This window comes from Flectobacillus longus, from assembly GCF_030056705.1.
GTDB classification, from domain to species: Bacteria; Bacteroidota; Bacteroidia; order Cytophagales; family Spirosomataceae; genus Flectobacillus; species Flectobacillus longus.
In genome coordinates this window covers 39,924-62,210 of sequence record NZ_JASHIC010000005.1, presented here as the reverse complement: position 1 = coordinate 62,210, position 22,287 = coordinate 39,924, and the positions used below count along the sequence as shown (strand labels likewise).

At 36.5% G+C, this 22,287-nt stretch carries 20 protein-coding genes; 14 read left to right on the top strand and 6 right to left on the bottom strand.

The window, feature by feature from the left end; genetic code table 11:
* Positions 1–11 precede the first annotated feature (11 nt).
* Positions 12–692, bottom strand: coding sequence for a response regulator (locus tag QM491_RS04445; RefSeq protein WP_283326041.1), 681 nt, complete (start codon positions 690–692; stop codon positions 12–14).
* Between the two features lie 283 nt (positions 693–975).
* On the opposite strand from QM491_RS04445, the gene QM491_RS04440 reads away from it, so the two are divergent.
* Together QM491_RS04440 and QM491_RS04435 are read left to right on the top strand one after the other, a co-directional pair.
* The gene (locus QM491_RS04440; RefSeq protein ID WP_283326040.1) at positions 976–2,268 is read left to right on the top strand and encodes a M20/M25/M40 family metallo-hydrolase; all 1,293 of its coding nucleotides are present in this window, start codon (positions 976–978) and stop codon (positions 2,266–2,268) included.
* Between the two features lie 200 nt (positions 2,269–2,468).
* Positions 2,469–3,068 carry a 3-keto-disaccharide hydrolase gene (locus tag QM491_RS04435; protein WP_283326039.1) on the top strand — a complete coding sequence of 200 codons (600 nt, stop codon included), beginning with the start codon at positions 2,469–2,471 and terminating at the stop codon, positions 3,066–3,068.
* A gap of 98 nt (positions 3,069–3,166) precedes the next feature.
* Here QM491_RS04435 and upp read toward each other — a convergent pair whose 3' ends face one another.
* Positions 3,167–3,811: a uracil phosphoribosyltransferase gene (upp, locus tag QM491_RS04430; protein ID WP_283326037.1), complete on the bottom strand. Its 645-nt coding sequence runs from the start codon at positions 3,809–3,811 to the stop codon at positions 3,167–3,169.
* Between the two features lie 241 nt (positions 3,812–4,052).
* Between upp and QM491_RS04425 the strand changes: the two genes are divergently transcribed.
* The 6 genes from QM491_RS04425 to QM491_RS04400 all read left to right on the top strand — a co-directional run bounded on the left by QM491_RS04425 (position 4,053) and on the right by QM491_RS04400 (position 9,605).
* Positions 4,053–5,282: an alkaline phosphatase family protein gene (locus tag QM491_RS04425; protein ID WP_283326036.1), complete on the top strand. Its 1,230-nt coding sequence runs from the start codon at positions 4,053–4,055 to the stop codon at positions 5,280–5,282.
* 39 nt (positions 5,283–5,321) lie between these two features.
* Complete coding sequence (locus tag QM491_RS04420; RefSeq protein WP_283326034.1) at positions 5,322–6,419, top strand: sensor histidine kinase; 1,098 nt, start codon at positions 5,322–5,324, stop codon at positions 6,417–6,419.
* A gap of 213 nt (positions 6,420–6,632) precedes the next feature.
* Positions 6,633–7,343 (top strand): LytR/AlgR family response regulator transcription factor, encoded by a 711-nt coding sequence (locus QM491_RS04415; RefSeq protein ID WP_283326032.1) that lies wholly within the window; start codon positions 6,633–6,635, stop codon positions 7,341–7,343.
* Positions 7,344–7,521: 178 nt separating this feature from the next.
* A complete protein-coding gene (locus QM491_RS04410) occupies positions 7,522–8,247 on the top strand; it encodes a dioxygenase family protein (RefSeq protein WP_283326031.1) in 726 nt (241 codons plus the stop codon).
* A 183-nt stretch (positions 8,248–8,430) separates the two neighbouring features.
* Positions 8,431–8,943, top strand: a complete 513-nt coding sequence (locus tag QM491_RS04405; protein WP_283326030.1) for a hypothetical protein — start codon at positions 8,431–8,433, stop codon at positions 8,941–8,943.
* 5 nt (positions 8,944–8,948) lie between these two features.
* Complete coding sequence (locus QM491_RS04400) at positions 8,949–9,605, top strand: hypothetical protein (protein ID WP_283326029.1); 657 nt, start codon at positions 8,949–8,951, stop codon at positions 9,603–9,605.
* A gap of 39 nt (positions 9,606–9,644) precedes the next feature.
* On the opposite strand, the gene QM491_RS04395 is transcribed toward QM491_RS04400, so the two are convergent.
* Positions 9,645–10,355: a hypothetical protein gene (locus QM491_RS04395; RefSeq protein WP_283326028.1), complete on the bottom strand. Its 711-nt coding sequence runs from the start codon at positions 10,353–10,355 to the stop codon at positions 9,645–9,647.
* Between the two features lie 96 nt (positions 10,356–10,451).
* The gene (locus tag QM491_RS04390) at positions 10,452–11,675 is read right to left on the bottom strand and encodes an ABC transporter permease (RefSeq protein ID WP_283326026.1); all 1,224 of its coding nucleotides are present in this window, start codon (positions 11,673–11,675) and stop codon (positions 10,452–10,454) included.
* 322 nt (positions 11,676–11,997) lie between these two features.
* On the opposite strand from QM491_RS04390, the gene QM491_RS04385 reads away from it, so the two are divergent.
* The 6 genes from QM491_RS04385 to QM491_RS04360 all read left to right on the top strand — a co-directional run bounded on the left by QM491_RS04385 (position 11,998) and on the right by QM491_RS04360 (position 20,002).
* A complete protein-coding gene (locus QM491_RS04385; RefSeq protein WP_283326024.1) occupies positions 11,998–12,969 on the top strand; it encodes a hypothetical protein in 972 nt (323 codons plus the stop codon).
* Positions 12,970–13,061: 92 nt separating this feature from the next.
* A complete protein-coding gene (locus QM491_RS04380; RefSeq protein ID WP_283326023.1) occupies positions 13,062–14,066 on the top strand; it encodes an Rpn family recombination-promoting nuclease/putative transposase in 1,005 nt (334 codons plus the stop codon).
* 29 nt (positions 14,067–14,095) lie between these two features.
* On the top strand, positions 14,096–15,571 hold the full coding sequence (locus QM491_RS04375) for an MBOAT family O-acyltransferase (protein ID WP_283326022.1): 1,476 nt from the start codon (positions 14,096–14,098) through the stop codon (positions 15,569–15,571).
* Positions 15,572–15,780: 209 nt separating this feature from the next.
* On the top strand, positions 15,781–17,307 hold the full coding sequence (gene guaA / locus QM491_RS04370; RefSeq protein ID WP_283326021.1) for a glutamine-hydrolyzing GMP synthase: 1,527 nt from the start codon (positions 15,781–15,783) through the stop codon (positions 17,305–17,307).
* A 318-nt stretch (positions 17,308–17,625) separates the two neighbouring features.
* Entirely contained in the window at positions 17,626–18,333 is a 708-nt protein-coding gene (locus tag QM491_RS04365) for a hypothetical protein (RefSeq protein ID WP_283326020.1), read from the top strand.
* Positions 18,334–18,373: 40 nt separating this feature from the next.
* Positions 18,374–20,002 (top strand): hypothetical protein, encoded by a 1,629-nt coding sequence (locus tag QM491_RS04360; protein ID WP_283326019.1) that lies wholly within the window; start codon positions 18,374–18,376, stop codon positions 20,000–20,002.
* 66 nt (positions 20,003–20,068) lie between these two features.
* On the opposite strand, the gene QM491_RS04355 is transcribed toward QM491_RS04360, so the two are convergent.
* Together QM491_RS04355 and QM491_RS04350 are read right to left on the bottom strand one after the other, a co-directional pair.
* Positions 20,069–20,722 (bottom strand): MarR family winged helix-turn-helix transcriptional regulator, encoded by a 654-nt coding sequence (locus QM491_RS04355; protein WP_283326018.1) that lies wholly within the window; start codon positions 20,720–20,722, stop codon positions 20,069–20,071.
* Between the two features lie 338 nt (positions 20,723–21,060).
* The gene (locus tag QM491_RS04350; protein ID WP_283326017.1) at positions 21,061–22,260 is read right to left on the bottom strand and encodes a sensor histidine kinase; all 1,200 of its coding nucleotides are present in this window, start codon (positions 22,258–22,260) and stop codon (positions 21,061–21,063) included.
* Positions 22,261–22,287 lie beyond the last annotated feature (27 nt).

Genomic DNA, 22,287 nt, shown 5'->3' with positions numbered 1-22,287 from the left:
GAAGGATTTACCTAATTTATCACCTTTAGTACGTATCCCATGCCTATGTGCGTATGAAGTAGCTTGACTGTAAAGTCTTTATCAATTTTTTTACGTAAAAAATTTACATATACTTCTATCACATTAGTACCTGTGTCGAAGGTTACATCCCAAATTTTTTCGGCTAATTCTACCTTCGAAATCACTCGACCTTGGTGACGAATAAAATATTCCAACAGACCAAACTCCTTGGCGGTCAACGGAATTGCCTTGCCGCCTCTTGTTACAGACTTCATATCCAAATCCATTTCGAGGTCGGCAATTTTGAGTACGTTGGTGGTTTGTAAAGGCGCACTACCACGACGTGTAAGTGCTCGAATACGTGCAACCAACTCTCGAAATTCAAAGGGTTTCGCAAGATAATCGTCGGCTCCAGCATCGAGCCCCACAATTTTGTCATCGGTAGTGCCTAATGCCGTAAGCATCAGGACAGGCGTGGCGATTTGAGCCTCCCGAAGTTTTTTACATAGTTCGAGCCCATTGAAGCCTGGCAAAATAATATCAGTAATAATTAAACTGTAAGGATGGCGTGAGGCTAACTGAAAACCCATTGGACCGTCGTAAGCAACATCAACTTCATACTGTTGTTCTTCGAGACCTTGTTGGATAATTCTTACCGTTTTTACCTCATCTTCTATCAATAAAATTCTCATAAGCCTTGTGTTAAGTCATTGAGTGGGGAAGCAATGCCCATTTGGCATTTGAATTAAGACAAAAAGCATACTTCAACATGATTTTATGCTTTACCTAAGCCCCAAAACGTAAAAAGAGGACGAAAGTACTTACTCAGAGTTAATTTAACACATTTTATAATCAATTTCTAATAAAATATGCAGTAAAGTAAGCGTTGAAAAAACCTATTTTATTGTCAAAAATGCCATTATAAGTTATATTAGATATTTGAATTCTTAACCAACAAACGCTTTTCTAAATTAGATGAAAAAAATCGTACTTCCCTCACTCCTTGCTTTAGGTTTGAGTTTTGGCACACAAGCACAAAAACTAAATCCGACCGAACAAAAAATTGCCCAATATATTGACGCACATTTTGCTCAAACCGAGCAACTTCTCAAGGATGCTGTAAATATCAATAGCGGTACACTCAACACTGCTGGTGTAAAACAAGTAGGTGATATTTTTAAAAAAGAATTTGAAAAAATAGGCTTTGCTACCACTTGGGTCAATCTACCTGATTCGCTCAAAAGAGCAGGGCATTTGGTGGCTGAGAAAAAAGGGAAAGCAGGTAAAAAGCTTTTCTTGATTGGTCACTTAGATACCGTTTTTGAAAAAGAAATGGCTTTTGCACCATATACTTATCTCAACGACTCAACCATAACAGGGCAAGGTGTCAACGATATGAAAGGAGGCGATGTGGTGGTCATAGCAGCGCTTCAAGCATTACAAGCTCAAAAGCTACTCGATAATGCTACCATCACAGCATACTTTACGGGCGATGAGGAAAGCGCAGGCAAACCAACCTCTGTGAGTCGTAAAGATTTTATTGACCGAGCCAAAACACATGATGTAGCATTGGCATTCGAAACGGCTGTGGGCTTACACACCGTTGCTACTGCTCGTCGTGGTGCAAGTGGCTGGTCGTTAAAAACCTACGGAAAAACAGGGCATTCGTCAAGAGTATTTAGTCCCGAAATGGGGTATGGCTCAATTTATGAAGCAGCACGTATCCTAAATGAATTTAGAGAGCAATTAAGTTCTGAAAAATATCTCACTTTTAACCCAGGCATGATTTTAGGCGGTGCAGAAATCAAATACAACGAAGGTAAAGCAAATGGTTCAGCTGTAGGAAAAACGAATATTATTTCGCCCGAAACAGTCGTAAATGGTGATTTACGTTTTTTAACAGAAACTCAAAAAAATAAGGCACGTGAGGTTATGAAGGCTATTGTAGCCAAAAATCTTACCGAAACAAAAGCTGAGATTAGCTTCACTGATGGCATTCCTGCAATGGAACCAACCGCAGCCAACGAGCAAATTTTAGCACAACTCAATCAAGTAAGTAAAGATTTGGATTATGGCGAAGTAAAAGCTGGCGACCCAGGTTCGAGAGGTGCAGGTGATATCTCGTATGTGGCAGAATATGTAGCCTGTTTGGATGGACTAGGTGCATCGGGAAAAGGCGCACATGCCCCTGGCGAAACCCTCAATATCAAAGAGCTTCCTGCATTAATCAAGCGCACTGCTATATTGATTTACAGATTGACAAGATAATTTTTGAAGCAAAGGCAAAGATGAGATATATTCCTCTTTGCCTTTTTTATACTACCATAGAAAAGGATATTCTATAACGTTCTATCTTTTAATTTTGCTTTCAAGTAAGCGACACTTTTGCTTGTAAGCTATTAAACATTTTCAGCGCTTCATTACTTGGTTGCTTAACTCTTTTACTCAATTTATACCCAATTTTAACTATGAAAAAAGTATCTCTCCTCCTACTCATGTGGGTAGCGTGCACCAGTTTTGGTATTGCACAAAAAAAACAATCATTATTCAACAAAAAAGACCTTAGCGGTTGGAAAATTTACGGAACCGAAAAATGGTACGTAGAAAAAGGGTTGCTTATCTGTGAAAGTGGTCCCGACAAAGAATATGGTTATCTGGCAACAGATAAAACCTTCAAGGATTTTGAATTGACACTTCAATTTTTGCAAGAAGCCGATGGTAATAGTGGGGTATTTTTTCATTCGAGTATCGAAGGAACCAAAATTAGCGGTTGGCAAGCAGAAGTAGCCCCTCCAGGGCACTCAACTGGTGGTATTTACGAATCTTATGGCAGAGGTTGGTTGATAAAGCCAGCTGAGGAAAAAGACAAAGCTTTGAAAATGGGCGAATGGAATACAATGAAAATCAAGGTAGTAGGTAATAAAGTAACCACATGGCTCAACGGTGTGGAAATGATTACACTTGATGATGAAAAAATCGGTTCTCGCTCAGGCTCTATTGCGTTGCAAATTCACTCTGGCGGTGGTATCAAGGTAAAATGGAGAAAAATTAATATTGTAGAATTATAAAAGCTTCAATAGAGAAATAGGATTTTGAAATTCCATCAGCAAGCAAATTACGAGTGCTTGCCGATGGAATTTTCTATCTTTTACCCAGTTTTTGGGCTTTACAGTTTCCCACCGTATGCCAAATCACCAGCATCGCCAAGGCCAGGAACAATATAAAATTTCTCGTTGAGACGTTCGTCTTTGGCTCCGATAAATAATGATGCTTCTGGAATGTGTTCTTGAATATAAGCCAACCCTTCAGGGGCAGCAATGGCCGCGGCAATAATCAATTTGGCAGGTTTACCATATTGCAAAAGGGCTTGATAGGATTTTACTAAAGATTTACCTGTTGCCAACATGGGGTCTACCAACATCACGGTTTTACCTTCCAACGAAGGACAAGCCAGATAATCCATCTGAATATCGAAGGTTTCATCAGCTCGATGTTTGCCACGATAGGCTCCAATAAAGGCATTTTCGGACTTATCGAATAGATTTAAAAAACCTTGATAGAAGGGTAAACTAGCTCGAAGAATTGCTACCAAAACAGGCTGCTCTGTTAATAATTCCGTTGATGCTTCTGCCAGTGGTGTTTGTACTTTTGCTGGCTTATAATCTAAGGTTTTTGAGATTTCATACGCCAAAATTTCACCCAAACGCTCCATATTCTTACGGAATCGCATAGAGTCGTTTTGAACAGTGATGTCTCGCATTTCTGCTAAAAATTGATTAGCTATCGAATTTTGGGCATTGAGTATGAACATGAGGCTCTGGAATTTTTAGTATTTTGATGATATAAGCACCTAATTTGGATTAATGAAGAATCAATTTCATCAAGCCAAATTTAGGCTTTATCTACTAGATAAAAAACTCTTTGTAGATGAGTACATTGCTAAATTAATCTAAGCTTAATCCAAACCTTTTGAAAATTACCTCATTCCTTTCTCAAGTTTGTAGCTTAAACTTTTCTTTACTCAATTTTCTTACCATAACGATACTACCTTTATGAAAAAATACAGTTTACTCATTCCATTTTTTCTCTTAAATACTCTTTTTTCTTTTGCTCAAAAATTAACACCGAAGGCGGTATTTATCATTGTAGATGGGATTCCTGCCGATGTGATTGAAAAAGCACAAACTCCAAACCTTTCGGCAATTGCCAAGGTTGGCGGATTTAAACGTGCGTATGTGGGTGGTCAAAAAGGGACTTATTCTCAGACTCCAACAATATCAGCAGTTGGTTATAATAGCCTTTTGACGGGTACTTGGGTGAATAAGCATAACGTATGGGACAACGATATCAAAGCGCCTAATTATAATTATTGGACCATTTTTAGATTCTTTAAAGAACAATACCCTCAGAAAAAAATTGCGGTATATTCTACTTGGCTCGACAATCGTACCAAGCTCGTCGGCGATGGTTTGACACAAACCAAGCAACTCAAAGTTGACTACCATTCTGATGGTTATGAGTTAGATACTGCGACTTATAAGCATGACAAAGAGCGCTGGTATATTCATCAGATAGATGAAAAAGTGAGCGATGATGCACAAAAAGGTATTCTTGAAAATGCTCCAGATATGACTTGGCTTTACATGGAATACTCGGATGATATGGGACATAAATATGGCGATAGCCCACAAATGCAAAAGGCCATCGAATATGTAGATCAACAAGTAGGAAAAGTGTGGAGTGCTATTCAAGAAAGAGAGAAAAAACATAAAGAAAAATGGTTAATTTTTATCACAACTGACCACGGACGTGATGCCCAGACAGGTCGTAATCACGGAGGACAATCTGAGCGTGAGCGTACTACATGGATGACTACAAACGCACAAAACCTCAATACTTATTTTAAGGAATACCAACCAGCAGTAGTTGATATTATGCCAAGTATTGCCCATTTCATGAACATTAAATTTCCACAAAAACAAGCATTTGAAATAGATGGTGTAGCATTAAACAAATCTGTTTCAGCTATTTTACCAGAAGTAAAACTGCTCGATAATCAGCTGGAAGTATCTTGGAAAGCATTGGAAAAATCAGGTAAAATGAAAATTTGGTTGAGTACAACAAATCGTTTTGAAGAAGGTGGCGAAGACCAATACCAACTGATAGGAACGACAGATTTGACAAAAGAGCATTTGATTATCAAAGGTATTCCCGCTTCAAGTTTCTACAAAATTGTACTAGAAAGCCCACACAATACCCTCAATCGTTGGATAGTGAAATAGGGGTCTTGAGCATCTAAAAAATTATCAATACTTTGCAATATGAAACAGCGACTTTCGACCATTCTATTGCAAAGTATTCCAGTCCTTTCGTTTATTGGACTGATTTATATATTTACTCCCGAAGACCTTTTAGCTTGGGAAATGCTCAAACGTAATCCACACGAACTGAGCAATCTTTTTTCGTACACCCTTATGTTTGGCTGTTTTTATGCCAACTATTATTGGTTTACACCACGCCTATATCTCACCGAGAAATATCTTTCGTTTTTAGGGATACTGCTATTGCTGTTTGGTTTTATTTATGTGATTTCAAATCAAATTAATTGGCCTATTATTCTTGGTGAATCACAAAATAATCTTTTGCCACCTCCACCACATCTGTTACACCTCGCACCCCCTCCTCCACAAGAACACGCAGGCACAGGTCCACACAATCCTATGAATCCCCCAGGTATTATTTTTGATTTTGGGAAATCCATGATTTTATATCTTTTGGGTATTCTGTTTACGACCTTATTTCGTACTCGACAGTTTCAATATGCGCTTACACAAGCCAAAACCGATGCAGAACTAAAGTACCTCAAAGCACAAATTCACCCACATTTTCTATTCAATTCTTTGAATAGCCTTTATGCCATGTGTATTGAAGAAGAGGCGCCACAATCGGGTAAAGCAGTGTTACAATTATCAAATATGATGCGCTATGTGATTTCTGATGCCCATTCAGATTTGGTTGATTTGGAGAAAGAGCTTACTTATATCAAAAACTATGTTGCTCTTCAAGAGTTGAGATTGGGAGATACCGCACAAATTGATTTTAAAATAGAGGGAAATAGCCATTCTTTAAAAATAGCTCCATTGTTGCTGATTTCGATTATTGAAAATGCCTTTAAATATGGCATTTCACCAGAAGAGGATTCTCCAATCACGATACATCTGAGTATTCAAGAACGGCTTTTATCTCTTTTAGTAGAAAATAAAATCCACCCCAATATTCTACCCAAAGAAAGCACTGGGGTAGGTTTACAAAACACAAAGCAACGATTAGAACTAAATTACCCCAACAAAAATTGTTTGGTAATCAAAAATAATGAACATCTTTTTTCGGTATCCTTATCGTTGGAGTTACATCAATAAATCATTGATTCCAAATTAGTACTGTAAGAAGAATTGTAAAAACCATTTATTTCGGATATTGGATTTCGGAAGAGTATGTTTCTATATACTATAAAAAATAAAGGTATTTTTCTTTATTCCCGAAATCAGAAATCCCAAATCTGTAATAGTTTGAAATTAATTCTTCGTACAGGACTAACTCCCAATCTAACTATCTGACTAAACCCTTTTGAAATGTCCACATTAAAAGCCATAGCCCTCGATGATGAACCACCAGCTTTGAAAGTACTGGGTAGTTTGTGCAAGCAAACCTCCTCTATCAATCTTGTACAAACATTTACCAAACCCTCCGAAGCAACTTCTTTTTTACAAAACAACGCTGTTGATTTAATTTTTTTAGATATCAATATGCCTACTATTTCTGGCATTGATTTTTTCAAAAGTGTTCCACAACCTGTCATGCTCATTTTTACAACGGCTTTTAGCGAATTTGCCTTGGAAGGTTTCAATCTTCAGGCGATTGATTATTTACTAAAACCCATCACGCCCGAACGTTTTGAGCAAGCTTGTCAAAAAGCATTATTATATTACGAAAAAGTGTTGAGCTCACAAGAAAACGAAATTACGCCTGAATATCTCCAAATTAGAGCAGACTATAGTTTACATCAAATTGCTTTTGAAGATATTATTTTGGTAGAAGCACTTGATGATTATGTAAAAATTCATTGTACAACAGGTAAACCTATAGTAGCTCGTATGACATTGAAAAATTTACAACTCAAATTGCCAGAAAAACTCTTTATCAGAGTCCATAAATCCTATATTATTTCTTTCAATAAAATCAAAGCATTGCGAAATAAAGTGGTGTATTTGCCCAATTTCGAAATTCCACTTGGTCCTACTTACGAAAAGGTTTTATTGGCAAGATTAAAAGGTTTAGACTAAAAATATTCTTGCTGGCATCTATTTATTTCTTTTCAAAACATATCTTTCACCGACACATTTTTATCCTTCACCTCAAAAATATGCCTTTTCATAACGCTTCATACTTAAACTAGGTCATGAAAGTAAAGTAACAAGACATATCTCGAAATAGGTATCTAATCTAATAAACAACTGTGTTATGAAAAGAATTGATTTTTTGAAGAGAGCAGGTTTGGGTTTAGTAACAGCACAAATCGTAGCATGTAAAACTGAAAGTGTTGACCCTACATCAAGCTCTAGTAGCTCAAGTTCATCAACAACAACCAGTGGCTCGACTAATACGAGTTGTACGAGTACCCCATCTGAGACAGAAGGTCCTTTTCCTACTAAAACACCTTCGTCTTTAGTACAAAGTAATATTACCTCAGACCGTACAGGTACTAAATTGACGGTTAAGATAAATATCCAAAATAAAAATGCAAGTTGCGCAGGTTTAGCCAATGCCATAGTAGACATTTGGCATTGCGATGCAGCTGGTAACTACTCAGAATATGGAGGTACTGGTATGCAATCTACCAATTATACAACTGTGCACTTTCTGAGAGGTCGCCAAGTTACAGATAGTACAGGTTTGGTTACCTTTACGAGTATCTACCCTGGTTGGTATTCAGGTAGAGCTACACATATTCACGTCCATGTGTACAACAGTTCGGGAACGTCATTGTTGGTTACACAAATCGCATTTCCTGAAGATATTTCTAAAATTGTATATGCACAAGGTGTGTATGCCAGCCATGGGCAAGCAGATACCACCAATGCAAAAGATAACGTCTTTGGTGATGGTGTAACCTACGAAATGTCAACAGTAACAGGTAATACTACAGACGGTTATGTATTGACTCATAATATTGTAGTTTCAGCATAAGGCAAGAGGCAAGAGGCAAGAGGCAAGTAGAAAAAATTGCTACACACCCTATCTACTCGGTGTTTAACATTTTTTCTACTTTTTGAAAAACTAACAACTATACCCTCACCCCTAAAACACCTTGTGCCTTTATGCCTGTTCACTAACAACTATACCCTGTCCCCTAATCCCTAGAAAACAACCATGTCCAAAGGAATCATTCAATTATGTTATCGTAAAATTATAGACGCTAACTCAACCAAGCTTTGGGACAAGTATGTGTTTGATGATACTCATCAAGAGTTTTTTATGCAAGCACAATTGTATAACCAAGAAGGAAAATTTAGAACTTATCACGAAATTCTTGAGAAAAATCCGCAAGCAGAAAAGCTTCAATTTTTGGTAAGTACGGCAGCTGTTGGATACATCCAGCAGCTTAACGGAGTTGCTCCCGAAGTCACAAACGCATTTGGGAAGCTCTGTTTATCATTTGAAAACTTCAGATTTGAAATTATTCAATCGCATATCAGCGACAAACAACAACATAGAGTAGCTATTTATTTTTATAGCAAACCACTTTTATGGATAGATACCATTGGGAACCAGCTATTGGTAAGTCATTCAACAAGTAGTCAAGAAGAACTAGAAACCGATTTGATTGCATTACAACCATTGCTCAATATTAGTTCGTTTAAAGCTACTTCAACAATTATCTGACAGCTATGATTACACAAACTGAGGGACGCATCATTTTGTCTGATATGCAACCACACACGCAAACACCAACTTTTCACAAAACACATATTTGGGAAAAAAGTGAAACACAAGACTCTGAGCTAGAATATGTAGAAAAGGTCTTGCTTTTGCCTAACTGTACCTTTAGTTTACCTGTTTTGTCTACTCATTCTATTTTGATTATCCCATTTATTGGTGATTTACATATAGAAAATGCCAGAATCGGGCATAAATTAATTGAGGAAAATCAATCGTTTGCCTTAAAAACAGACCTATATTCAGAGATACTTAATCCCTATCAAGATGAAATAGTTACGTTTTTTGTTGTAAAATATTCTATGTTACTAGCTGAAGAACTCAACGATATTTCAATTCAGATGAGTAAAAATAAGTTGATACCAATACATAGGGCATCGTGGATTGGTCAGTTTGATGGAAGACAAAAGGGAGGACTCGCTTTAGCAAATAACCACAAGTGTGTATTGGCTTATGTTATTGATGGTGCTTTTGAAATACAAGATAGGCTATTGCACTCAGAAGACGCTCTTTTATTAAATTCAATAGAAATGGTTGATTTTGAAGCACTTTCCAGCCAAGCTATTTTACTAATTTTTGAATTAGCCTTATATACAAAAAGGGAATAAAGTAAGCACTCTATTCCCTTATACGTAAATCTACATCAATTATTTATCAGTTTTATCTCCTATAGAAAACCCTAACTTAAGTCCTAAAAAACTCGTAAAATCATTACTTGATGCACCTGATATATCGTTGATTTTGCCCATATACTTATGGCCATCTGGCATACTCGTCGTAGGGTTGCTAACGCCTACAGTACCATTCAAACGATCAGTAAGAGCAAATCCAGATTGTGCTACAATCGAAAGCTTTGCTTTTTCTGAAAGTTTAAAACCTACCTCAAAACCAAATGGAATAATCAAGTCATTAACACCTTCAGGACTACTTGCAGTACCATCAGCATAGCGAATCACTGTACCATTTTGGCTAACCTGCGGATTGTAAGCAATTACACCCAAACCAACAAATGGAGAAAATGTTGGCTTTTTCCCTTCTCCTTTTCCAAGTTGATATTTTGCTAAAACTGCCGTCTGAAAAAAGCTTGTTTTACCTGTATAATTATAACCAGAATATGCTTTTGTAGCAATAGAACCAAAATCAAAACTTGCATTTAGTGAAAGTTTTACAGTCATTCTTTTTTCAATAAACACACCATAAGTCAAACTACCCGTAAATGCTTGTGCATCGCCGATAATCGAACCAAATCCAGTTTTTACACCAATACTCCAAGGAGAAGTTTGTGCTTGAGAGGTAGAAATAATAGGAAAACAGTTTGCTATAAAAATAGCTAACACAGTCAAAGAGAACTTTTTCATGAAGATACTGTTTAAGTGATCAATAATAGCAGGAAGGAATATGCACCTTCTACTTAATCAGACGGTTACTCATAAAAAAGTCACATTTGAACAAAATTACTTTTTGAAAATTATTGCTTTGATAGGTTGAATTCTTGTAATAACGAATGTAGGGATTAACAAAACAAAAAGTACTAATGACACAGTTGCAAGATTAAGTAAGGCTATGACACCCCAATTCATTGTAATTGGCACTGTGTTCATGTAATAGTTGGCAGGGTCGAGCGGTATAAGCTTAAAATGTTGTTGAATAAGACAAAAACCGATACCAATAATATTACCGTAAATTATGCCTTTAAAAATCATTAAAAATCCACTCCAAAGAAATATCTTACGGATTTGCCAATTAGAACTACCAAGCGCCTTAAAAAGTCCAATCATAGGTGTACGTTCCATCATTAGCACCAGCAGGATTGAAATCATATTAAAACAAGCCACAAACAAGATTAGGGTAAGGAAAATCACCATGTTGCGATCCAGCATTCCAAGCCAATCAAACAAACCCATAAATTTATCTGTAACCTTTTCGAGCTTCATATCAGGTTGCATTTTATCCTGAATCACTTTCGACGAGGCTTGTATGGCATCGAAATCTTTCAAATAAATCTCATAGGCCCCAACTGAATCAGCACCCCAACCATTTATCTTCTGAATCAATCCTAAATCACCGATAATCAAGGTTTTATCAAACTCCTCTAAACCTGTCTCATAAATCCCCTTAACACTCAATTTACGAGGACGATCTGGGGCATTCAAAAAGTAGATAATTGCATTATCGCCAACATTCAACCTTAGTTTATCTGCAATAATTTTACTGATCAAAATATCCTTTGAATAAGTGGTATCATTGAATTGAATCGGCTTTCCTTCAATCATCACAGAACGAAAATTAGTCGTATCAAAATCTCTGCTAATTCCTTTCATTACTACGCCAAGCATTTCCTCTGGCGTTTTGAGAATACCTGCTTTTTGGGCCGACACCTGTAAATGCTTAATATCAGTAATATTTTTATGATGGCGATACAAATCGGTTTGTTTTGTAATAGGGTATTCTTCGTAAGACTCATTGGCTGAGAATTTTGCCACTCGAATGTGAGGAGTAATACTAAAGAGTTTTTGTCGGATGGCATCCTTAAAACCAAACAATATTCCAAAGGCAATAATCATGACCATCAATCCTAGCGCAATACTGCCTACACCTATTTTTGTGACTGTAGCCGAAAAAGATTGGGATTCTGTATTCTGAATACGATTAGAGATATATCTAGGGAAATTAGTCATAGTTCAAGTATTTCAAGCATTAAAGCTTTTATCGTAGGGGTGTTTTTTGAGATTTTCTAAAAACACCAGTAGTTTATTCGAATCTACAAACAAAGTTTATGAGCAGATTAAGAAATCATAACGAAGATTAAAACGTATTACGTTTACCTTTCAATCTACAAATAAAAAACAAATGTTTCGTATCCTCAAACATCCACTCATTTAATATAACCTGGGCATAAAATAGTGTACAGTTTTATTTTGAAAAGAAATAGGTTGGCATCCGTGATATTGTACTATTTTTGTCATATCAACACATTATATTTTCTGACACATCGACTCTGTGAAGTATTTAGAGTACGCATATAGCCTGTACCCAAGCATCTTAAAAACCTTAAAGTACCTAGTTGGTACTTTGATATTTCTATGGTTGATTGTTTTTAGTTATCTCAATCTTATACCTTCTTCAAAAAACTGCTATCACGCAGCAATTCTGCAAAAGCAGAGACTACTGGAGGAAACACCATCCCCTCGAATTATCATTACAGGCAGTTCGTCGGCGACTTTCGGAATCAATAGCACCATTTTACATAATGATTTTAATCTACCTGTTATCAACATGGCTCTTGACTCTGATTTAGGTAGTAGTTTTATGTTAAAACAGCTCGAAGGTCATTTACAACCAAACGACATTGTACTGTTGGTAGTCGATTATCAGACTTCTCAAAAGGGGAATCTTCTTCCGCAATTAATTACGGGTGACTATCTACCTGAAGCTCGTGATTGGCGTTCTTCGTTTACTGTTACTGAGCGATTGAATGGGCATCTAGCCTATTATTGGTATATCTTGAAATCTTTTTTTTTAAGCTTATGGGATATAGCTCATATTTCTAAAGAGTCCTCTTTTAGTAATGTATATACAAATCAGGGGTTTAATACAAAAGGTGATTTAATTTCACATTTAGGACTGCCCCCTTATATCAAGAATTCGTTACCAGCATTAGTGGTCGATAGCACTCTGAATCAACAAATCGAAGAGGTGAATAGCTTTAATAGATATGCTACTCAAAAACAAGCAAAGCTATTTTGGATAATTGGAAGTTGTTCGGAAGGATATTTTGAGCAAAATCAAAAAGCTATTCAACAGTATGAAACTTTGTTGAATAATACATTATTTTGCCCTATTATTGGAAATAGCCTGACAGGTGTTATGGATGATGCCTTATATTTTGATTCTCAAAATCACCCCAATGCTGAGGGACGTAAAATTTGGACCTATCGAATTGTAGAATTATTGGACAGTTTTGACTTCTAGTTTAAACTAATGAAAATCAAGCTACTATCATTATAAAGAGTAAGTCATAAAAATTGCCTAACTTTGGATTTTAGAACTACTCCTTTATAAGCATGAAAGCAAAATATCTTAATCCATTTACGGACTTCGGGTTCAAGAAAATCTTTGGTGAAGAAGCCAGTAAGCCACAACTTATTGACTTCCTGAACTCCCTTTTGCCCGAAAGAGACCAAATCGTAGAACTCACCTTCAAAAACAATGAACAATTAGGCTTTACGCCATACGATCGTAAGGCCATCTATGACATCTATTGCGAAAATCAAAATGGTGAAAAGTTTATCGTGGAATTACAAAAAGCCAAACAGAATTATTTCAGAGAAAGAACCATTTACTATTCAACTTTCCCAATTCGGGAGCAAGCTGAAAAAGGTATCTGGAATTACAATCTCAAAGCAGTTTACTGTATTGGTGTTCTGGATTTTACCTTTGATGACTATGAATCTGAACCTGAAAAATCGGAAGTCGTTCATACCATTAACCTCAAAAATCAGCATGGAAAGGTCTTTTATGATAAGCTAACCTACATTTATCTTGAAATGCCTAATTTCAGAAAAGAAGAAAGCCAGTTACACACTCGATTAGATAAGTGGCTATATTTCATCAAAAATCTCGAAGACTTTCAGAATATACCAGAGTTATTTAAAGATGAAGTATTTACCCATGCTTTTGAAGTAGCCGAACTAGCCAAAATGGATAGAGAAGATTGGGAAAGGTACGAATACAGTCTTAAAGTATTTAGAGATAATAAAGCTACATACGACTATGCCGTGGAAACTGCCCATGAAGAAGGTCTTCTTAAAGGTTTGCAAGAGGGTTTGAAAGAAGGTTTGAAAGAGGGACTCGAGAAAGGAATTCAAAAAGGAATTCAGGAGGGGCTTGAAAAAGGATTAGAACAAGGTATCCAAGAAGGGCTTGAGAAGGGTATCCAAGAAGGTATTTTAGAAGGAAAAAAAGAAGAGCAACGACATATTGCTCGTCAAGCAAAGGTTATGGGTTTAGGTATTGAAAATATTAAAATACTCACTGGACTCTCAGAAGAAGAAATCAACAACCTGTAGGGGCCTTCCCTACAGGTATTTTTTACATTATGCTTTTTAACTCAATTGAATTTTTAGTGTTTTTCCCAATCGTGACGATTGGTTATTTCTTGTTACCTCACAAATTCAGATGGCTCTGGCTACTGATAGCATCATGTTATTTTTACATGGCATTTGTGCCCATATATATGGTCATTTTGGGCTTTACCATTATCGTTGACTATTATGCGGGTATCTTTATAGAACAAAGTGAGGGCAATCAACGAAAGTGGTTTCTAGTCATGAGTCTTATTGCCAATATCGGTGTTTTGGCCGTTTTTAAATATTATAATTTTATCAACGAAAATATCACTTGGTTACTCAAAGGTTTTGCTCTTCAAAATCCTATTCCTTATTTAGAAATACTTCTACCGATTGGCTTGTCATTTCATACTTTTCAGGCAATGAGCTATACCATAGAGGTTTACAGAGGCAACCAAAAAGCAGAAAGGCATTTTGGTATTTACTCTCTCTATGTGATGTTCTATCCACAACTGGTGGCTGGGCCTATTGAACGCCCACAAAATGTACTACATCAATTTCATGAGGAACATTATTTTGACTATAAAAATGTAACTAATGGGCTCAAATTAATGGCTTGGGGGATGTTCAAAAAAGTAGTCATTGCCGATAGATTAGCTGCTATGGTAGGACATGTGTACGACCATCCTCAAGGATATACAGGCTTACCATTAATTATTGCGACTTGCTTGTTCTCAATTCAAATATTTTGTGATTTTTCTGGTTATTCTGATATTGCTTTAGGCACAGCACAGGTAATGGGCTTTGACTTAATGAAGAATTTTGACCGTCCTTATTTTTCAAAAACTATTTCAGAATTTTGGCGTCGTTGGCATATCTCACTATCTACTTGGTTTAGAGACTATTTGTATATTTCTTTAGGCGGGAATAGAGTATCCAAATGGCGTCGAGAATTTAATTTGTTTATCGTTTTTCTCGTAAGTGGTATATGGCACGGTGCTAGTTGGAACTTTGTGATTTGGGGTGCTATTCATGGCTTTTATCTGATTTTTGCTAATCAAACTAAAGATATCCGTAATGGGATTGTGCGTTCTCTTGGATTAACTGCATGGCCAATTTTCTACAATATTCTTCAGGTGATAACTATTTTTGGGCTAACAAGTTTTGCTTGGATCTTTTTCCGTGCCAGAGATTTCCAAACAGCATCTTATATTGTAAGTCATTTGTTTACAGATTTACCTCAACAGATCCACCAATTGAACAATAGTGAGTTTTTTGCCAAAAATGTAATGCTCAACAAAGGTGACCTCAATTTTGTCATGGTAATCTTAGCACTTGTGATAATGGAAAGCGTTCATTGGGCACAAAGAGGTATTCATATAAGAGAAAAGCTTAGCCAAAAACCACTTTGGTTTCGTTGGCTGCTATATTACGGAATTATCTTTGCCACCCTATTTATGGGCATGTATCAGGCGCCAGCACAATTTATATACTTTCAGTTTTAATCAGTAAATATATTAAAAATGAAAAACCTTGTACAATTCATCATACTTTAGAGACATACAACACTATTCCTTCATTTTTAGGAAGATATTTTATAGCATTTTTGAATAAGCTATGTGTTTTTTTCCGAAATTTGCACCTTCTTTTTAGACACGTAGGACTTGCTAATAGGCTAAATACCTAATTATCAACATCCTAATTCCAAAGTATCATGACCGAAAAAATATTAATCCTCGATTTTGGTTCTCAAGTAACGCAATTGATTGCACGTCGTGTGCGCGAACTAAATGTCTATTGCGAAATTCATCCATTCAATCATATTCCTGCCATTGGTGACGATGTGAAAGGCGTTATCTTTTCGGGTAGCCCTTGTTCTGTACGTGAAGAAGATTCTCCACGTGTAGATATGTCTCTTTTCAGAGGTAAATTACCTTTATTAGGAATTTGTTATGGAGCACAACTTTTGGCACATACTGCTGGCGGTGAAGTATTTAACTCAGGGCACCGTGAGTATGGTCGTGCTAAAATGACCAAAGTACAGGAATCTGAACTTTGGGAAGGTGTATCAGAAGGTTCGCAGGTTTGGATGTCACACGGTGACACCATTATGTCAGTCCCTGAAAGCTTCGAAATCATTGGTTCGACAGATTCTGTGAAAGTAGCTGCCTTCAAAATCAAAGATGAATCTACTTATGGCATTCAGTTCCATCCAGAGGTAACTCACTCTTTGGAAGGAAAAGATATGTTGAAAAACTTCGTAGTTGGTATCTGTGGTTGTTCGCAAAATTGGACCGCAGATTCATTTGTTGATTCTACAGTTGCAGAATTGAAAGCAAAATTAGGCGACGATAAAGTTGTTTTAGGTCTTTCGGGTGGTGTAGATAGTTCTGTGGCAGCAGTATTGATTCACAAAGCTATTGGTAAAAATTTGTACTGTATCTTCGTTGATAACGGTTTGCTTCGCAAGAATGAGTTTGAAGAAGTACTTGAATCATATAAAAACTTAGGGCTTAACGTAAAAGGTGTTGATTCTAAAGAGCAATTCTATAACGCTTTGGCAGGTTTAACAGACCCAGAGGCAAAAAGAAAAGCCATTGGTAAAACATTTATCGACGTATTTGACCAAGAAGCTCATTTGATTGAAGATGTAAAATGGTTAGGGCAAGGTACTATCTATCCTGATGTAATTGAGTCAGTTTCAGTAAAAGGTCCTTCTGCTACCATCAAATCTCACCACAACGTGGGTGGCTTGCCTGATTACATGAAATTGAAAGTAGTCGAGCCTCTCAATACATTGTTTAAAGACGAAGTTCGTTTAGTTGGTAAAACATTGGGAATCGACCCAAATATTTTAGGTCGTCACCCATTCCCAGGACCAGGTTTGGCTATCCGTATTCTTGGAGATATTACACCAGAAAAAGTAGATGTTCTTCAAAATGTAGATGCAATTTTTATTGGAAAACTAAAAGAAAAAGGGTTATACAACCAAGTTTGGCAAGCAGGTGCTATTTTGTTACCAATACAATCGGTAGGTGTAATGGGCGATGAACGTACTTATGAAAAGGTAGTAGCTCTTCGTGCAGTAACCTCTGTAGATGGTATGACTGCTGACTGGTGTCATTTACCGTATGAATTCTTGGCTGAAGTATCTAACGATATCATCAACAAAGTAAAAGGTGTGAACCGCGTTGTTTATGATATTTCGTCAAAACCACCAGCAACAATTGAGTGGGAATAGGCATAAAAAGGATAGTCCAGTCGAAAGGCTGGACTTTTTTTTGAAGATTTTAGTAGGCTCTTTACTTACTATTGAAAAACAAACATATACCTCTACATGATAATCTCGTTATCAATACAACTAATATGTCTATATTTTTCATCAGTCTTTTCTTTTGCAAACACAACCCAAAAGCTATTTTCTTAACATATAAGGTTTTTTCGCCTTCGAAAAATACATTTCTATTCGGTTTTAAGTGCATGTAGTACAATTCTAATAATTTCTAGAATGATATTTGAGCGGTACTTTAATAAAGTCTCACTTCTAAAATTCTTATGTATGAGAAAGTTATACCTTTTAATCCTCTCTGCTCTTTTAATGGGCAATACCGCAACAGCACAGAGCGACAAGCCTACACTGGGCAGCTCTATTAATCTTCAATTTGGTAGCTTTGGTTTTGGCGCAGGTCTAGCAAGACAATTAAAACCAGGTAAGCTTAATTTGCGTATTTCAGCGGATTTTTTAGACAGTAAAAACTTCGTAAAAAATCCTATCAAAGTAAACTTAGGTGACGGAGCTTCAGACATTTTGGTTAATCCAACAATAACATCTGTGCTTTTGGGAGCAAAAGTAGATTGGCATCCTTTCAAGAAAAGCTCTTTCAAATTAGTAGGTGGTGTATCGTATGGAAGTGGAGACTTTTATGTAGACGTAGAGCCTGCTCAAAAAACAGGACGTTTTAAATTAGCAAAAGATGTAGAGTTAGATGCTGAAGAATTTGGCACAGCTCGCTTGATTGTATCTGGCAACAAAGTTCGCCCTTATGTTGGACTTGGTTTTGGAAGAGCTATTCCTAAGCATAAATTAGGTTTTAGCATTGATTTAGGAACTTATTATACAGGTTCCCCTAAATTAGCAGTACCTCGTACAGGTATGATTGAGTCGATTTTGACAGACCAAAATATCGCTGATATTGAGAAAAACATCAAAAACTATTCCTTTGCTCCAAACCTTACTTTCAGCATTATTTACAAGCTGAGTAAATAATCTATTGCGTCCTTTACATTCATAATCCAAAAGAAATCCTATGAAAAAGCTTATATATATTCTATCGGCATTGGTACTAGCAAGTATTTGGTATGCTTGTACTCCCCCATTAGACGGCGTTACTCTTAAACTTCCAGTAGCACTTGCCAATTCTAACGTTGTTGTTCAATTCCAGCCAGATAATATCGGTGCTGGAGATTTACCGAAAGATATCAAAATCTCACTCGGTGGCGTAGATACAGCAAAAGTGGTAAACAGTGTTGGCGGAAAAACACTAGCCGTAAAACAAAACGTTTTGACCTTAGCAGCCAAATCAAATAGTGTTCCTAGCGCAAATGCTCCAATCAAGTTTTTTATCATAGCTGAGGCTGAGGGGTACTTACGAAGCATTACTCCAGTAGAAATTACAAGTACAAAAGATCAGAACTTGGTTGTTAAATTGACCAAAATTGCAGCGCCTCCTACAGGTGTATCTGTTGTTCAACAACCTGCTACTGTTCCTGCATCAGGGACAACTTCAGCACCTATCACAGCAGCCACTTCTACAACTAATACGATACAAGAAAAAGCTACTGTCAATATCCCTTCAGGTATTACAATGAAAGATGGCGATGGTCAAAATGTGGGCGGTAGTGTAAATGTTGTAGTTACTAAAACTGATGCTACCAAGACACCTGTCAATATTGATTTGGGTGATGTTAGCAAAGTTTTGGATAAGAACAATCAGCCTATTCCTTCATTTACGTTTAAGCCAGTGGTAGGATTGGACATAGAAATTTCGAATGAAAAAAACCAAAAAGTAAAATCATTCTCAGGTCAAATTGATGTTCAAACAGAGTTTCCTACTGGTGCTACTGACCCAACTACAGGCAAGCCTTTGGTAGCAGGAGATTTGATTGCTATTGCATCTTATGATGAAGATACTAAGGTGTTTAAATATGAGGGAAGTGCCAAGCTAACGACCAATGCTAACGGCAAATTAGAAGCTAAAGGAACCATTAATCACTTAACTTCTGTATTTTTTGCTTCATTCAATGGTATCACTGTTTCTGGTAACTCAAACAACCCTTCAGATGTTGCGGCAGCAAGAGCAGCCTTTGGTGATAATGTTACACCTGCTATGATTATGGCTATCAAATCTTATTCCTTAGCATTTGGGGGGTCAGTTGGACAGTACGCAAGCGAAACGTTTCGTGTAGAAGTAAACGACGGCGCTGTTGTATTTGAAACTACAGATAGATTAAATAACTCTATTATTACGCCAAATGCTATTACCAAAATTGTAGTTAAAAACTCCTTAGGAGAGGTAATCACAACAGTCAATAACCCATATCCAAGTGGTCTGTCGGCAATCATCAATATGCCAGCTCCATCAAACTTTATCGAGTTGCAAGCAAACTTGAAATGTAAGGATGTCAATAAAACTTCTAATGCAGACAACATTCACATGTATGCCAAAACATCAGGAGGTGGATATTTCTATATTGGCAAAGCAACCAGAAATGCTTCAAATATTATCACTGCTACGTCTACTATCTTAAAAAGAGGTGGCGTTTACGACTTTATGTTTGATGTTGGTGGAATTTTGTTCTACTACGATAACCAAACCGTAACATCAGGTAGCGTGCACTCTATCAACAGCTCTATGCCAGATGTTTTGTGTAAATAGTCACTATTAAGCACATCGCAAATAAAAAGGGTCTATTTTCATCTGAAATAGACCCTTTTTTATTTACTAAATTACCTTTTTCAAAATATCTTCAATTTCCAAAGCTCGCATTTCAGAGTAAATACTTGTATGAAAACGGTCAAGTTTTGCTAAAATATGAAACAACACTTCTCTTTCGTCAGATTGCAAAACTTGAAATAATACAGAATCTACTTTTATCATATCTGGTAAACAACTCATAATCCAATTTACACCTGACTGTGTAATTTTAACTTGTTTGGATCGAGCATCGTCGGGGTCATTAAATTCTTCTACCAACTGGTTTTTGATAAGTCGATTTATTACATTAGTTCCCGATGTAAATTCTGAAATATTACGGTGTATAAGTTCGCTTTTTCGCATCGCACCCATAAAGTGCAAATCTGATAAATAGGCAAAATCCTCGATATTGTCGATAGGCAGATTTTGCATAGTTTTTTTGATATAAAAATGAAGATATTTCTGAACACGCACCAATGCCTTTCCTAGCCCATTTGATGGTTTGACTTCACGACCGCCGTTGTGGTGGAGATATCCTTCATCAACACTCTTAAACTTTGCTAACTGTTGTTTTCGCAAATAGTCCTGACAAAAAGCTTCTAAGTTTCCTGTTGGATTTTCATTCTCAAACACCTCCCAAGCCTTTACTAATTCAACGACTGGATTAATTGCCTTTTTCATATATTCATCAATGCTATTACTAAACAACTCTATTATGGAAGTAAGGAATCGTTCCTTCTTAAATACAAATATAAAAAAGTAGTAATAGCTTTACTAATACTCTTTAGTAACAATACACATTAGGTTTTGTTTGAAAAAACAAACGTGAGCCATCCTGTTTTTGTTTGTTGATATTCAACATTTAGTTTATTGAAGAGGTCTGTAATTTGCTCAGATGTAAAGAATCTCCTGACAGTTAATAAAAAAAGGCGGTCGAAATTAATTTTTCGACCGCCTTTTTCGATGCTACATTTTAGAATAATCACTCAACCACTAAATTCGGAATGACACATGTTTATCTACGCTACCTCTTCGGTCATACCTGCGATAATGATTCTGAAAGTAGTTCCTTTTCCAACCTCTGAATATTTAACGAAAAGTTTGCCACTATGATAGTTTTCGATAATTCTTTTGGCAAGTGTTAAGCCTAAGCCCCATCCTCGCTTTTTGGTACTAAAACCCGCATTGAAGACTTTACTCAGATTCTGTTTGCTAATACCTTTTCCTGTATCTGAAATATCAATAATAATCTGATTATGCTTTCCGTTTTCCATGGTTACCTTTAATGCTCCCACGCCAGTCATGGCATCTACGGCATTTTTACAGATATTTTCGATAACCCATTCAAACAAATATTTGTTAATCTTGACCGTCGGATGCGTCAAATGGTTTTCAATGGTAAGTGATACCTTAGAGGAAATTCTTCGTTTGAGATAGCTCAAAAATACTTCTACTGTTTCTGCTACATTTTCTTCTTTGAGCACTGGTATCGAACCTATATTAGAAAAACGTGTTGTTATCACGTCGAGTCGTTGAACGTCTTTTTCTAATTCTTTTACAATTTCTTGGTCAAAAGTTGGGTCTGATTTAAAAAACTCTACCCAAGCAGTCAAAGAAGATAGTGGAGTCCCTAATTGGTGTGCAGTTTCTTTAGCCAAACCCACCCAAACTCTATTTTGCTCCGAGCGACGTGAAGCGTCAAAAAACAAATAGGCTGCCAAACCAAAAATCAAAACCACAATTAACTGGAATACAGGATAATACCTGAGCATATTTAGTAAATGAGAGTTTCCATAATATACATACTCTTTGTGAAAATCCATGTCTAACTCGATAGGCGGATTATCATCACGCATAATTTCATTCAATTTGTCACGCAAAAAAGCTTGTTGCTCTTTAGAATTCAATCCTGGTGGAATTTGGATACTTTCAGATGCGGTCAAATATCCAGAGCCATCTTTCAGAATTACAGGAATAGTGATATTCTCGTTAGCTTTTTTGATTTTTTCGAAAAAGAAATTGACATCTTTATCCAAATCGTTGGTCATCATAAATTTAAACGACTCTGCATAAATCTGAATTTGCTCCTTTTCTCGTTCCTCTAATTTCGAAACAATACGGTCGGTAAAATATAATGAAAATGCACCGATAATGACGCAAACGAATAGAAAAGCTATTTTCCACCAAGTATTTTTACTATAAATATCAACTGTTAACATAGAATAGATATTGAGCGAATTAGCGAA

What these genes read in the sequence shown, in the direction of transcription:
- QM491_RS04445 (WP_283326041.1), bottom strand. Translation starts at nt 692, where the DNA reads ATGAGAATTTTATTGATAGAAGATGAGGTAAAAACGGTAAGAATTATC.
- QM491_RS04440 (WP_283326040.1), top strand. Translation starts at nt 976, where the DNA reads ATGAAAAAAATCGTACTTCCCTCACTCCTTGCTTTAGGTTTGAGTTTT.
- QM491_RS04435 (WP_283326039.1), top strand. Translation starts at nt 2,469, where the DNA reads ATGAAAAAAGTATCTCTCCTCCTACTCATGTGGGTAGCGTGCACCAGT.
- upp (WP_283326037.1), bottom strand. Translation starts at nt 3,811, where the DNA reads ATGTTCATACTCAATGCCCAAAATTCGATAGCTAATCAATTTTTAGCA.
- QM491_RS04425 (WP_283326036.1), top strand. Translation starts at nt 4,053, where the DNA reads ATGAAAAAATACAGTTTACTCATTCCATTTTTTCTCTTAAATACTCTT.
- QM491_RS04420 (WP_283326034.1), top strand. Translation starts at nt 5,322, where the DNA reads ATGAAACAGCGACTTTCGACCATTCTATTGCAAAGTATTCCAGTCCTT.
- QM491_RS04415 (WP_283326032.1), top strand. Translation starts at nt 6,633, where the DNA reads ATGTCCACATTAAAAGCCATAGCCCTCGATGATGAACCACCAGCTTTG.
- QM491_RS04410 (WP_283326031.1), top strand. Translation starts at nt 7,522, where the DNA reads ATGAAAAGAATTGATTTTTTGAAGAGAGCAGGTTTGGGTTTAGTAACA.
- QM491_RS04405 (WP_283326030.1), top strand. Translation starts at nt 8,431, where the DNA reads ATGTCCAAAGGAATCATTCAATTATGTTATCGTAAAATTATAGACGCT.
- QM491_RS04400 (WP_283326029.1), top strand. Translation starts at nt 8,949, where the DNA reads ATGATTACACAAACTGAGGGACGCATCATTTTGTCTGATATGCAACCA.
- QM491_RS04395 (WP_283326028.1), bottom strand. Translation starts at nt 10,355, where the DNA reads ATGAAAAAGTTCTCTTTGACTGTGTTAGCTATTTTTATAGCAAACTGT.
- QM491_RS04390 (WP_283326026.1), bottom strand. Translation starts at nt 11,675, where the DNA reads ATGACTAATTTCCCTAGATATATCTCTAATCGTATTCAGAATACAGAA.
- QM491_RS04380 (WP_283326023.1), top strand. Translation starts at nt 13,062, where the DNA reads ATGAAAGCAAAATATCTTAATCCATTTACGGACTTCGGGTTCAAGAAA.
- QM491_RS04375 (WP_283326022.1), top strand. Translation starts at nt 14,096, where the DNA reads ATGCTTTTTAACTCAATTGAATTTTTAGTGTTTTTCCCAATCGTGACG.
- guaA (WP_283326021.1), top strand. Translation starts at nt 15,781, where the DNA reads ATGACCGAAAAAATATTAATCCTCGATTTTGGTTCTCAAGTAACGCAA.
- QM491_RS04365 (WP_283326020.1), top strand. Translation starts at nt 17,626, where the DNA reads ATGAGAAAGTTATACCTTTTAATCCTCTCTGCTCTTTTAATGGGCAAT.
- QM491_RS04360 (WP_283326019.1), top strand. Translation starts at nt 18,374, where the DNA reads ATGAAAAAGCTTATATATATTCTATCGGCATTGGTACTAGCAAGTATT.
- QM491_RS04355 (WP_283326018.1), bottom strand. Translation starts at nt 20,722, where the DNA reads ATGAAAAAGGCAATTAATCCAGTCGTTGAATTAGTAAAGGCTTGGGAG.
- QM491_RS04350 (WP_283326017.1), bottom strand. Translation starts at nt 22,260, where the DNA reads ATGTTAACAGTTGATATTTATAGTAAAAATACTTGGTGGAAAATAGCT.